Origin of the sequence: Streptomyces sp. NPDC008313 (assembly GCF_042956125.1) — a bacterium.
GTDB lineage: Bacteria > Actinomycetota > Actinomycetes > Streptomycetales > Streptomycetaceae > Streptomyces.
The window spans coordinates 71,032-83,767 of record NZ_JBIBFR010000026.1; the positions used below are offsets into that span (position 1 = coordinate 71,032).

Genomic DNA, 12,736 nt, shown 5'->3' on the forward strand with positions numbered 1-12,736 from the left:
CGGAGTCGACACCTCACCGAAAGGCATCAGACGTCTGATGTCTGATGCTTGATAACGTGGGAACGTAGCCCGGCCAGTGAGAGGGGTCAAGAGGTGGCGGTGGGACAAGGTGCGCTGGGGCGCACCACGCCGGAGCCCAAATCGGCACGACAACCATTGCGACAGGAGGTCGTGGACGGCATCAAGGCCTACATCCTGCACAACAGGCTGCGTCCCGGAGACCCGCTGCCGACCGAGCCCGAGCTGTGTGAGGCCCTCGGTGCGAGCCGCTCCAGTGTCCGGGAGGCGATAAGGATCCTCACCGCGCTCGACATCGTCGAGGTGCGGCACGGGCGGGGCACGTATGTCGGGCGGCTGAGCCTGTCCGCCCTGGTGGAGAGCCTGACCTTCCGTGGTCTCCTCAGCCCCGACGACGACTTCCGGGTGATGTACGACCTCGTCGAGGCGCGCGAGCTCTTCGAGCGGGGCATGGCGGAACGGATCGTCGCGTCCCTGGGCGAGGAGCAGATCGCCAGCCTCGCCGGTCACGTCGACGACATGCGCAGGGCCGGCGCCGGGGAGGGGCGCGGCTTCGTCGAGGCGGACCGGGCCTTCCACACCCTGCTCCTCGCGCCGATCGGCAACGACCTCATCGGGCAGCTGTCCACGGCGTTCTGGGACGTCTACGTCATCGTCGCCCCGCATCTCGACGTCTTCACGCACGAGCACGAGGCGGCCACCATCGCGAACCACCAGCGGATCGTGGACGCGGTCAAGGGCCGGGACCCCGTCGAGTTCGCCGCGGCCCTCGCCGAGCACTACGCTCCGGTGCGGCAGCGGATCGCGGAGGCCCGCGCCCGCCGCTGACCCGGCTCCCCGCCCGACGGCGGCAAAGGCCCCCCTCACCGAGGGGGGCCTTTTGTGTTCAGCCCCTGCGGGTGAATCCAGCTCCTTGAATCCAGCCCCTCCGGCGTGTGAGGAGCGGGGTCCGGGGCGGAGCCCCGGGATCGGGACGGGAAGGGGCGGAGGGGGCGAAACCACGCCGCAGGCGCCACGGCCGGCCCCCGAAACCCGCAGCGCCCTGGCCCGCGTCGGACGCCGGCCCTCGCCCGGGTCCGGGACAGGGCCAGGCCCTGATCCTGCCCCGCGCCCCGGCCCAAGGCCCCGGAACCCGGGGTTAACCCCTACCGCACCCCGCCGTCCACACGGCACTTGACGGCCGTCGGAAGGATCTCTAGGGTCCCAGGACAGCAGACATCAGACGTCTGCTCTCCATCTTCTTCGGGGACCGGCTCCCTCCGGAACCCCGTACTCCGCTGTGCCACGCGCACGCCTCACCCACCGGGGCCCCTTCATGCCACTGACGGACCTCACCCTCGCCGAGTGCCTCGCACTGCGGCCCGACCTCGACGAGCCCGCGGACCTCGACGCCTTCTGGGACCAGACCCTGCGGGAGGCCCGGACCGCGGCCGACGCGCAGGAGAACGCACCCCGCTTCACGCCCGTGGACACCGGCCTGACCCAGGTGGCCACCTACGACGTGACCGTCCCCGGATTCGCGGGCGAGCCCGTCCGGGGCTGGCTGCACCTGCCCGTCGGCGCCGGCGCCCCGCTCGGCTGTGTGGTGGAGTTCCTCGGATACGGGCGCGGACGCGGTCTGCCGCACGAGCAGGTCCTCTGGGCGAACGCCGGCCACGCGCACTTCATCATGGACACCCGGGGCCAGGGCTGGTCCACGGCCGGCGGCGACACCCCCGACACGGCCGCCCAGGGCGGCGACGTCCCCGGCTTCCTGACCCGCGGCGTGGACAGCCCCCACCACCACTACTACCGGCGCGTGTTCACCGACGCGGTCCGCTTCGTCGAGGCCGCCCGCGAGCACCCCGCCGTCGACCCGGACCGGATCGTCGTCACCGGACACAGCCAGGGCGGCGGCATCGCGCTCGCGGTGGCCGGACTCCTGCCGGGCCTGGCCGGTGTCATGCCCGACACCCCGTTCCTGTGCGACATCCGGCGCGGGGCGCAGATCGCCGGGGCGCCGCCGTACACCGAGATCGCGGAGTACCTGAGCCTGTACCGCGACCGCGCCGAGACCGTCTTCACCACCCTGTCCTACGTCGACGCGGCCCTGCTCGTCTCCCGCGCCACGGCCCCGGCGCTGTTCTCCATCGCCATGATGGACGCCGTCTGCCCGCCCTCCACCTGCTTCGCCGCCTACCACAACCACGGCGGCCCCAAGGACCTGCGCGTCTACGAGTTCAACGGTCACGAGGGCGGCGGCGGCCACCACCGCCGCGAACAACTCGCCTGGGTGAAGCGGCTCTTCGCCGCATCCCGCCCCGAGGCCGTCGCGTCCCCCTCGTCCCTCTCCGCCCCGCTCGATCCACAACTCGCCTGACCCACACGAGAAGAGGCCCGTCCATGAAGCGAAGAGTCCCCCTCGTCACCGTCACCGCCGTCGCGACCCTGGCCGTCCTGGCCGCCACCGTCCCCGCCCACGGCGCCACCGCCGGCACCCTCACCTCGCAGGACCTCGCCACCGCCGGCACCGGCTCCCCCTACTACCGCATCCCCGCCCTGACCAGGACGACCAAGGGCACACTGCTCGCCGCCTACGACGCCCGCCCCACCCTCGGCGACCTGCCCAGCAACATCGGCGTCGTCCTGCGCCGCAGCACCGACGGCGGCACCACCTGGCAGACGCAGCAGACGGTACGCAAGGACGCCGCACCCAACGGCTACGGCGACCCGAGCCTCCTCGTCGACCGGGACACCGGACGGATCTTCCTCTTCTACGCGGCCTCCGTGAACCAGGGCTTCTTCGGCTCGGCCACCGGGAACGACGAGTCCGACCCGGACGTCCTCCAGGCCGACTACAGCTACTCCGACGACGACGGCGTGACCTGGAAGCACGAGCGGATCACCGCCGACATCAAGAACCCCGCCTGGGGCGGCATGTTCGCGGCCTCCGGCGAGGGTATCCAGCTGCGGCACGGCACCTACAAGGGCCGTCTGATCCAGCAGTACGCCATCCGCTCCAACGGCGCCAACTACGCGGTCAGCGCCTACAGCGACGACCACGGCGCCACCTGGAGGACGGGCACCCCCGTCGGCCCCGGCGGCGACGAGAACAAGACCGTGGAACTCTCCGACGGCCGTGTCATGCTCAACAACCGCTCCAAGCCGTACCGCACGGTCGCCTACTCCAGCGACGGCGGCGTCACCTACACCGCGCTCCAGCAGGACACCGAACTGCCCGACCCCGGCAACAACGGCTCCATCGCCCGCTTCGCACCGGACGTGGACGCCTCCCACCCGCGCGCCTCCTGGCTGATGTTCAGCAACACCGCGACCACCGGCAACCGCAGCAACCTCACCGTCCGCCTCTCCTGCGACAACGGGAAGAACTGGCCGGTGCGCAGGACCGTGGAGTCCGGGTCGTCCGCGTACTCGACACTCACCCCGCTCGGCGACGGCACCGGCTCCGACCCCCGGGTGGGCCTGCTGTGGGAGCGCGCCGACTACCAGCACATCACCTACTCCTCCTTCGACCTGAAGTGGCTCGGCGGGGTCTGCGCGCCCGTCACCGTCACCCCGCCCGCCTCCCTGCCCGCCGGGAGCACCACCGACGTCACCGTCCGCGTCGTCAGCCAGAACGACGTCGCCCTCCCCTCCGGCACGGTCTCCCTCAAGCTGCCGAGCGGCTGGAGCGCGCCGGCCGTGACCATGCCCGCGCTCAACCCCGGCCAGGGCGCCAACGTCAGGATCCCCGTCACCGTCCCCGCGGGCACCGCCGCGGGCAGCGTGTCGACGACCGCGACCTACGAGGTCCGCGGCACCCAGCACTCGTACGGCGACTCGACGCTCACCGTCACCACGTCGTCGTAGACCGGCCACGGGCCGCCCGCTCCCGGCCGGGGGCGGGCCGCCCGGTTCCACCCGTTCCACCGTTCGCACAGCCCAGGAGACACCATGTCCTCGTCCCAGCCCCTTCGCGGCGTCGTGCCGCCCGTCTGCACCCCTCTGGACGCGGCGGGCGAGATCGACACCGCCTCGATCGCCCGGCACGTGGAGCACCTCGTCGGCGGGGGAGTGCACGGGCTGTTCGCCCTGGGCTCCAGCAGCGAGGTCGCCTTCCTCACCGACCGGCAGCGGTCCGTCGCCCTGGAGACGGTCGTCGAGGCCGTCGCCGGGCGGGTCCCCGTGCTGGCCGGCGTCATCGACATGACCACCCCCCGGGTGCTCGACCACGCCGACGCCGCCCTGAAGGCGGGCGCCGACGCCCTCGTGGCGACCGCCCCCTTCTACGCGCGCACCCACCCCCGCGAGATCGCCCGCCACTTCCGCACCCTGCGGGCCCGGGCCGGCCTTCCGCTGTACGCCTACGACCTCCCCGTCTCCGTGCACAGCAAGCTCTCCGCCACCCTGGTCCGCGAACTCGCCGAGGACGGCACGCTCGCCGGCCTCAAGGACAGCAGCGGCGACGAGGGCGGCCTGCGCCGTCTCCTTGTCGAGCTGGGCGGACGCCACGGCCGCGCCGACGGCCCGGCCCCCTCGTTCAGCGTCCTCACCGGCTCCGAACTGACCGTAGACGCCGCCCTGCTGGCCGGAGCGGACGGCGTCGTGCCGGGTCTCGGCAACGTCGACCCGGCCGGATACGTGCGCCTCTACGACGCCGTGCGCGGCGGCGACCTGGACGGTGCCGTCGGGGAACAGGAGCGGCTCGTCGAGCTGTTCGGCATGGTCGACGCGGGCCCGGAGAGCGAGATGGGCCGCAACTCCTCCGCCATCGGGGCGTTCAAGCACGCGCTGCGGCTGCTCGGGATCTTCACCCACGGCACCACCGCCGAACCGCAGGTCCAGCTCGGCGACGCCGCGGTGGCGCATGTCGAGGAGCGGCTGCGCGGCGCCGGACTGCTCCCCGTCCGATGACGGAACAGCACCTCGACGCACCGATGACGGTCACGCGTACCGGCGCTCCGGTGCCGGTCACACACCGCGGCGCACCATCGCCCCCCGGCGCACCGGCCATCGGCCTCGACCTGGGCGGCACGAAGATCGCCGCCGCCCTGGTCGGGGGCGACGGCACCGTACTGACCCGGCACACCCTGCCCACCCCGTCGACCCGGGGCGCGCAGGCCGTGCTCGACGTGCTGGCCGAGGCCGCCCGTGAGGTCTGGGCGCCGGGCACGGCCGCGATCGGTGTCGCCGCGGCCGGCGTCATCGACCCCGTGTCCGGGACCGTCACCAGCGCCACCGACACGATCCGCGGCTGGGCGGGCACCGCCCTCGCCGCCGGCCTCGCCGCCCGCACGGGCCTTGCCGTCGCCTGCGACAACGACGTACGCGCGGCCGCCGCGACGGAACTCGCGGACCTCGGCGCCGACGGCACCCTGCTCTACGCCGCCGTCGGCACCGGAGTCGGCGGTGCCGTCGCCGCGGCGGGACGGATGCTGCACGGCGCCGCCGGGATCGCCGGACATCTCGGGCACCTGCCCAGCCCCGAGGCCGACGGCCTGTCCTGCACCTGCGGGGCCACCGGCCACCTGGAGGCGATCGCGGCCGGCCCCGCCATCACCGCGCACTGCGCACGGCTCGGCGGAGACCCGGCCGACCGCCTCCAGACCGTCGCCCAACGCGCGGCCCACGGCGACCCGCACGCCACGGCGGCGATCACGCTCGGAGCCCGGGCCACCGGCCGCGCCCTCGGCGGTCTCGCCAACACGCTCGGCCCGCACCGTGTCGTCGTCGCCGGTGGCGTGCCCCGCATCGGCGCCCTGTACTGGGACGCTCTGTGCGCGGCCTTCGCCGCCGAACTCATGCCCCCGCTGCGGGCGTTGCGTCCCACACCGCCGTGCGGCGGTGCCGACGCGGCGGTCCTCGGGGCCGCCCTGCTGACCCGCACCGTGCCCCTGCACCACCCCCACCCCACAGGAGCCCGCCCATGACCCCGGCCCCGCCCCCGTCCGAAGCCCGGTCCGACGCCCGGTCCGAAGTCCTGTCCGCAGCCCTCGACGGCCGCCTGATCGTCTCCTGCCAGGCACCGCCCGGCGACCCGATGCGCCACACCGACACTCTGGTCCGTATGGCCCGCTCGGCCGAGGCGGGCGGCGCCGCGGCCGTACGCGTCAACGATCCCGAGGTCGTCGCGGCCACCGTCGCGGCCGTCGGCCTGCCGGTGATCGGCCTGTGGAAGGACGGCGACACCGGCGTCTACATCACGCCCACCGTCCGCCACGCCCTCGCCCTGGTCGAGGCGGGTGCCACGGTCGTCGCGGCCGACGCCACCGCCCGGCCGCGCCCCGACGGCAGTACCTTCGCCGATCTGGTCGCCGCCGTGCACGCGGCCGGTGCCCAGGTCATGGCCGACGTCTCCACCCTGGAGGAGGGCCGGGAGGCCGCCGCTCAGGGCGCCGACCTGGTGTCGACGACCCTGTCCGGCTACGTCCCCGGTTCCCCGCGCCAGACCGCGCCCGACCTCGCTCTCGTCACCGCCCTCGCCGCGGTGATCGACGTGCCGGTGGTCGCGGAGGGCCGCATCGCCACCCCGGCCCAGGCCGCCGAGGCCCTTGCGGCGGGCGCGTCGAGCGTGGTCGTCGGCACCGCCATCACCGCGCCGACCGCGCTGACCCGGCTCTTCGTGGAGGGCCTCGCGCACTGACGCGCCGAGCCTCTTGTGGGGGCGCCCGTCACCTTCTATGTTGAGCGACCAGTTAAGTGGATTTACATCGCCGCTTAACCCCATGGTCGTCCCAACTTCCCTCTGGTGTACGGAGACTGACGTTGCGCCCTCTCACTCGCGCCGGCCAGGCGTTGCTGGCCAGTGCCGCCCTCACGGTCATCGCCGTGTCCCCGGCCGCGGCCGGGCCGGTCCCCGCCGGACCGGCCCGCGCCGACACCACCGCACCGACCGTCCGCGTCGAGTACTTCCCCGAGCCGGGTGCCGAAGGCAGGCAGACCCGCGTCGCGCCCCGCTCGCCTCAGGAGATATCGGGAAGGGCGCGTTCGCTCGCCCCGGACAAGGGCGCGGCGGCTGCCGCCGTCCGCCCGCAGGCCCGCACCGGCCCGGTCGAGGACCGGCTCGACGTGGTGATCATCGGTGACGGCTACACCGCGGACCAGCAGGAGGACTTCCACGCGGACGCCGCCGCCCGCTGGGCCGACGTCATGGACGTGGAGCCCTACCGCAGTTACGAGGGCCTGTTCAACGTCTGGACCGTCGACGCCGTCTCCCGCGAGTCGGGGATATCCGGCGAGTCGGGGCCCGACGACGTGAAGGACACGGCCCTCGGCTCGTACTTCTGGTGCGATTCCGTCGAGCGCCTGATCTGCACGGACCTCGACAAGGCCGAGTCCTACGCCTCCCGGGCCCCCGACGCCGACCTGGTCGTCGTGGTCGCCAACTCCGCCAAGTACGGCGGCGCGGGCTACTTCGACCTCGACAACTCGCTCGGGTACACCGGGCTGTCCACGCTCTCCTCGGACAACGAGCAGTCCAGCCTCATCGCCGCGCACGAGTTCGCCCACTCGGTCGGCCTGCTCGCCGACGAGTACGCCTACGACGGCTATGGCGCCTGGCCCGATCCGGAGCCGGCCGAGGCCAACACCACCGTCCACACCGAGGCGGAGCTGCGGGCGACGCGCACCAAGTGGTACCGGTGGCTCGGCGAGGCCGACCCGTCCGGCGGCACCGTGGGCACGTACGAAGGCGCCTATTACCACCCCGAGGGCATCTACCGGCCGACCGAGAACTCGATCATGCGGTCACTGGGCACCGACCGGTTCAACCTGCCCGGCCGGGAGGCGATGATCGCCGGCTTCTACCGCGACGCCGACCTGCTCACCGCGCTCACCCCGCCCGGCCGGCCGGTCCGCCGTACGGGGCAGCTGCGCGTGGAACCGGCGCCACTCGCCACCGACGGCCTCTCCGACGTGCGGCTGCGTTGGTACGTCGACGGCGTCGAGGTGCCGAAGGCGGCAGGCCGGACCCATGTGGTCCCGGCACGGCTCGGCGTGCGCCGCGACGGCCACCGTCACACCGTGACGGTGAGGGCGATCGACGCCACCACCGCCGTACGCGACCCCGGGATCACCGCCTCGACGGCCGACTCCCTCACCTGGACCGTCCGGCGCTGACCGGACAGACCCCCTGGCCGTCAGTGGGCCTGCCGGCTCCACAGCGGGCCCACCCGCTCCCACTCCCGTTGCCACTGGGCGAGGCGCCGCCTGTCGAGGGTCCACCGGCCGAGGGACGCCGCGCCGAAGGCGGCCCCGGTGAGCCCGAGAGCGGCACCGGATCCGAAGACCGCGGCCTCGATGGCCGCCTCGGTCCTTCCGGTGGGTGGGGCGGTGAGCGCGCCCCGGGTGTCCAGCCACACCGTGACGGGCGACCCGCGTCGCAGACCGGTGTCCGGGTCGGGGCTCACCCGCGTCCGGCCGGTGCGCTGCGTGCCGTCGGGCGTGGCCCACCGGACGGTCGCGGGGATCCCGTGGCTCCCGCTCTCGTCGGCCGCGGGGCCCCGGGGGGCATGCGTGAGGACGACGGCCCGCACGGGATGCCGGTCGGCGCGCTCCTGGTCGAACGTGCCCTGGGCCGCGTAAGCGGTCGCCACTCCTGCGATCGGACCTCCCACCACCACGACCGCCCACATCACCAGGGTCATCCAGGCTTCCGCGAGGTCGGAGCGCCGGCGCAGCGGATTGCGCTGCCGGTGCCGGAGCCGCGTCCTGACGTCGGTCCCGCGGTTCATGGACTCGCCTCCTCGTCCACGTCCTCCCCTCACATGGTGACCACTCGGACGTGCGGACGTCATCCGGATCATGCGGTCGCCGGGTCGCCGGGTCGCCGGGTCGCCGGGTCGCCGGGTCGCCGGGTCGCCGGGTCGCGCGTCCGCCCGCGACCGCCCCGGTCGCGGCCGCCTCAGTCCTCCAGGCTCCCGATCGTCTCCGTCAGCCACTTCCGCTCCTCGGCGTCGGTGGCGCGGGCGATGCGCAGCATGCCCTGCCGGAAGGGGTCCGGCGCCTCCTCGGCCCGTACCGGCTCACCGTCGCGGTAGAAGAAGCTCGCCGGAGTGTCGAGGAAGTCCTGCCGGCGGCGGAGGACGGCGGCCTGCTCCGCGCGGTCGGGGAGATGGCGCAGGAACGCCAGCACGGTGAAGAAGCGCTGCCCGTCGCTGATCTCGATGTCCTTGGGGTGCCGCAGCCGGGTCCGCAGATCCTCCCGGCCCGCCTCGGTGAGGGACAGGACCCGCCGGGGCGCCGCGCCGCTCCCGGGCTCGGTGCGCTGCTCGACCAGGCCCGCCCGCACCAGCCGCGTGATGGCGGGATAGAGCGCGCCGTCACTGACCGGGCGGATGTGGCCGCTGAGGCCCTGGATACGGGCCTTCAGTTCGTATCCGTGCAGGGGCTCCTCGTGGAGGAACCCCAGAATCGACAGCTCCAGCATCGCCGAACCCTTCCCGCGCCCGTCCGGGCTCCTTGCCCGTCCCGAGCGGTCATGCTATCTCTTTTCGCTGTACCTCGAATCGAGGTACAGCGAAAAGAGGGGGCGACCATGAGGGCAGCGGAGCACCGACGCGAGCTGGTGACGCTGGCGTATCCGGTCTATGCCGAACTTCTCTCGGGCGTCACGGCCGGGATCATCAACATGGTCTGGGTGGCCCGGCTCGGCGGACACGCCGTGGCCGCCGTGGCCGTCGCCACCAACGTCGAGAATCTGCTCCTCGGCGTCATCTTCGTCGCCGGATCGGGCACGACGGTGCTGGTCGCACGGGCCAGAGGAGCGGGCGACCGCGCGGCGACGCACTCCGCCGTGCGCGGCGGCTGGGCGTTGTGGGCGGTCATCACGCCCGTCGTCGCCGTCGGCGGGTACCTGTGCCGCGAACCGCTCGCCCGGCTGCTGCTCGGGGGCGGCGAAGGCGGCTCGCTGCGCCTCGCCACCGGCTACTTCGCCATCGCCCTGCCGGGAATCGCGGTGCTCTTCGCGACCAATGTCGTCGACGGCATCCTCAAGGGCATGGGGGACACGCGGACGCCGATGCGGCTCGCGGCAGTCGCCAACGGATCGATCCTCGTACTGGACCCGCTGCTCATCCTCGGCTGCGGCCTCGGGGTCCGCGGAGCGGCGATCGCGACGGTGCTGGGCCGCTCGGCGGCGCTCGCCTGCGGTCTCGTCGTGCTGCACCGCGGCAGGGCGTCGCGTCGGCCGGCCGAAGCGGCTGAGTGCGGGATCGGATCGCTGGGTGCCGACGCCCGCAGAACCGCCCGGACCGGGCTGCCCATGTCGGCCGACTTCGTCGTCCGGATGGCGGGCGCGCTCGCCCTCGTCGCCGTCGTCGCCCGGATCGGGGTCGACGAGGTCGCCGCGTACGGGATCGCGACCAAGGCGATGTACGTGGCCACCATGGCCTTCTACTCCGTGCGCCAGGCCGCCGCGATCCACACCGCCCACCTGCTCGGCGCCGGGCACGACCAACGGCGTGCCGTCGGACGCCAGGCGCTCCTGCTCTCCGGAGCGCTCGGGCTCTCCGCCCTGTTGATCCTCCTCACGGCCGCCCCATGGATCATGCGGGCCTTCGGCAGCCAGGGCGAGGTGGCCGAGGCGGGAGCCCTCTACCTGCGCTGCCTGGGGCCGTACCTGGTCCTGCTCGCCTGCTTCATCGCGCTGGGCGGAGTCTTCGAGGGCAGCGGCGCGAGCCCCGCCCTCGCCCGCGTCACCCTGTGCGGCACGACGCTCCAACTGGCTCTCGCCTATGGCCTGTCGGGCTGGGGACTCCCCGGCATCTGCCTGGCCATGGCGAGCTCCATGGCGCTGCAGTGCGCGGCCGTCGGCAGGATGTATCTGCGCACGGGGCGTATGGGGCGTACGGAGCGCCCGCCCGCCACGGGGTCCGAGGCCGACCGTCCGTGGATCCCCGCGGCGGCGGCCTCCGACGAGACGCACTGAAGGCGGGTTTCTGCCCCGTCGTGAAGAGACCTTCTGAAGAGACCTTCTGAAGAGACCTTCCGACGAGACCTTCTGGGGTGGGGCTGTCGGTGGGGTGAGGCAGAGTGGCCGCCATGGAGAAGAGTCTCGGGACTGTGGTGATCACTGGTGCGGCCGGGCGTGTCGGGTCGGCGATGAGGGCCGGCCTGCGTGCTGAAGCGGAACGTCTGGTGCTCGTCGACCGTGTCGGCCTTTGCGCGCGGTCGCCGACGGAGGAGGTGCGACAGTTCGATCTGCGCGACGCCGAGGCGGTGACGGCGGCCCTGGAGGGGGCGGATGCGGTGGTGCATCTGGGCGGGGTCCCGGATGAGGCGCCGTTGCCGGAACTGCTGGACGGCAATGTCCGGGGAACGCACAACGTCTTGGAGGGCGCGCGCCGGCAAGGCGTCGGGCGGGTGGTGCTCGCCAGCAGCAACCGCCTCACCGGCTTCTATCCGGTCTCGGAGAACGTCACGCCCGAGATGCCACCGCGGCCGGACGGTCTCTATGGAGTGAGCAAGGTGGCGGTCGAGGCTCTGGGGCGCCTGTATGCCGACAAGTTCGGGCTGTCCGTGGTGTGCCTGCGCATCGGGAGCTTCGAAGACGCGCCGACCGAGCGGCGTCACCTTGCCACCTGGCTGAGCCCGCGCGACTGCCTCGGCTTCGTCCGCGCGGCTCTCACCGCTCCCGGTATCCGGTTCACGACCGTCTACGGTGTTTCCGCCAACACGCGCCGCTTCTGGGACATCGATGCCGGCAAGGCCCTCGGATACACGCCGGTGGACGACGCGGAAGCCTTCGCGTCCCGCGTCCCGCCGGAAGGGCGGTCGGCGGATGATCCTCTGCAGGGCGGCGCGTACGCCGACGCGGAGTACACGCTTCGGCACGTCTGAGCGAGGGCTGACCGCCGCGGACGCGGTTTCCGTCCGCTTTCCGTAGGCGGTCTGCCGGGCCGCATCGTTGGTTAGGCTGGCGAAGAAGCCCGACGGGAGGGGGGGAGATGCGTCGCATCTGCCGGGTGGGTTGCAGGGTGTGCGGGCATGGTGCACGCCGGCCGGACGCGGTGGGCGTGTGACCGGCCGGCGGGGGAGTGCGGTGCTGCCGGCGGCGTTACGGGTGTGGGCCGGGATGGTCGGCGTCCTCGCGGCGCTGGTGGTCGGCGTGCTCGGGTGGTCGTACGCCGGGGACGGCGGGCCCGGGGCGGCGGACGCGCGGGTTCTGGCGGTGGTGGACGGGGTGAGGCCGCCGTGGCGGTACGTGGCCCTGGGCGTGGACTTCCTGGGGGAGCCCGCGGGGGCGGCGGTCGTGGTCGTCGGTGCCGTGACGGGGTGTCTGCTGCTTCGGCTTCCCCGTGCGGCGGTGCTCGCCGTGGCCGGCGTCGGTACGGCCGTGGGGGCGGCGACACTGCTCAAGCACCTGGTGGGGCGCACCATCCACGGCGACGACAACCTGTCCTATCCCAGCGGGCACACCGCCTTCCTCACCGCGCTCGCTCTTGTGGCGGCGCTGGTTGCGACCGGCCGGCTCGGCCTCGGCAGAACGGCCGGGACGCTGCTCGTGCTCGGCGCCGCGCTGGCCGCCGGTGCCGTCATGGGCTGGGCGGAGGTCGCCCTGGGCGCGCACTACCCGACCGACGCCCTCGGGGGCCTGTGCACCGCGCTGGCGGTGACACCCGCGACCGCGTGGGTGATCGACCGGACGGCCGGCCGGATGGGCGCTCCGACGGCCGACCGGCCGGATGACCGGTCGGTCGGCGTCGGCCGGCCGCGAGCTGACTGACGGGGCGTCAGAAGG

At 73.4% G+C, this 12,736-nt stretch carries 12 protein-coding genes; 10 read left to right on the plus strand and 2 right to left on the minus strand.

Annotation, left to right across the window (positions count from 1 at the left end; genetic code table 11):
- Window positions 1-93: 93 nt before the first annotated feature.
- The 7 genes from ACFY93_RS28785 to ACFY93_RS28815 all read left to right on the plus strand — a co-directional run bounded on the left by ACFY93_RS28785 (window position 94) and on the right by ACFY93_RS28815 (window position 8,115).
- Window positions 94-846: an FCD domain-containing protein gene (locus tag ACFY93_RS28785; protein WP_391364338.1), complete on the plus strand. Its 753-nt coding sequence runs from the start codon at window positions 94-96 to the stop codon at window positions 844-846.
- Between the two features lie 487 nt (window positions 847-1,333).
- A complete protein-coding gene (locus ACFY93_RS28790) occupies window positions 1,334-2,377 on the plus strand; it encodes an alpha/beta fold hydrolase (RefSeq protein ID WP_391364340.1) in 1,044 nt (347 codons plus the stop codon).
- 23 nt (window positions 2,378-2,400) lie between these two features.
- Complete coding sequence (locus tag ACFY93_RS28795; protein WP_391364342.1) at window positions 2,401-3,867, plus strand: exo-alpha-sialidase; 1,467 nt, start codon at window positions 2,401-2,403, stop codon at window positions 3,865-3,867.
- An 84-nt stretch (window positions 3,868-3,951) separates the two neighbouring features.
- Complete coding sequence (locus ACFY93_RS28800) at window positions 3,952-4,911, plus strand: dihydrodipicolinate synthase family protein (protein ID WP_391364344.1); 960 nt, start codon at window positions 3,952-3,954, stop codon at window positions 4,909-4,911.
- Complete coding sequence (locus ACFY93_RS28805) at window positions 4,908-5,927, plus strand: ROK family protein (protein WP_391364346.1); 1,020 nt, start codon at window positions 4,908-4,910, stop codon at window positions 5,925-5,927. The genes ACFY93_RS28800 and ACFY93_RS28805 overlap by 4 nt, the downstream gene beginning before the upstream one ends.
- Window positions 5,924-6,640, plus strand: coding sequence for a putative N-acetylmannosamine-6-phosphate 2-epimerase (locus tag ACFY93_RS28810; RefSeq protein ID WP_391364348.1), 717 nt, complete (start codon window positions 5,924-5,926; stop codon window positions 6,638-6,640). Before ACFY93_RS28805 ends, ACFY93_RS28810 begins: the two co-directional genes overlap by 4 nt.
- A 122-nt stretch (window positions 6,641-6,762) precedes the next feature.
- Entirely contained in the window at window positions 6,763-8,115 is a 1,353-nt protein-coding gene (locus tag ACFY93_RS28815) for a M64 family metallopeptidase (RefSeq protein ID WP_391364350.1), read from the plus strand.
- A gap of 20 nt (window positions 8,116-8,135) precedes the next feature.
- Here ACFY93_RS28815 and ACFY93_RS28820 read toward each other — a convergent pair whose 3' ends face one another.
- Together ACFY93_RS28820 and ACFY93_RS28825 are read right to left on the minus strand one after the other, a co-directional pair.
- Window positions 8,136-8,729, minus strand: a complete 594-nt coding sequence (locus ACFY93_RS28820) for a hypothetical protein (RefSeq protein ID WP_391364352.1) — start codon at window positions 8,727-8,729, stop codon at window positions 8,136-8,138.
- A gap of 170 nt (window positions 8,730-8,899) precedes the next feature.
- Entirely contained in the window at window positions 8,900-9,424 is a 525-nt protein-coding gene (locus ACFY93_RS28825; protein WP_391364354.1) for a helix-turn-helix transcriptional regulator, read from the minus strand.
- Window positions 9,425-9,532: 108 nt separating this feature from the next.
- Between ACFY93_RS28825 and ACFY93_RS28830 the strand changes: the two genes are divergently transcribed.
- The 3 genes from ACFY93_RS28830 to ACFY93_RS28840 all read left to right on the plus strand — a co-directional run bounded on the left by ACFY93_RS28830 (window position 9,533) and on the right by ACFY93_RS28840 (window position 12,721).
- On the plus strand, window positions 9,533-10,924 hold the full coding sequence (locus ACFY93_RS28830) for an MATE family efflux transporter (protein ID WP_391364356.1): 1,392 nt from the start codon (window positions 9,533-9,535) through the stop codon (window positions 10,922-10,924).
- Between the two features lie 113 nt (window positions 10,925-11,037).
- Complete coding sequence (locus ACFY93_RS28835) at window positions 11,038-11,835, plus strand: NAD-dependent epimerase/dehydratase family protein (RefSeq protein WP_391364358.1); 798 nt, start codon at window positions 11,038-11,040, stop codon at window positions 11,833-11,835.
- A gap of 178 nt (window positions 11,836-12,013) precedes the next feature.
- The gene (locus tag ACFY93_RS28840) at window positions 12,014-12,721 is read left to right on the plus strand and encodes a phosphatase PAP2 family protein (RefSeq protein WP_391364360.1); all 708 of its coding nucleotides are present in this window, start codon (window positions 12,014-12,016) and stop codon (window positions 12,719-12,721) included.
- Window positions 12,722-12,736: the final 15 nt, after the last annotated feature.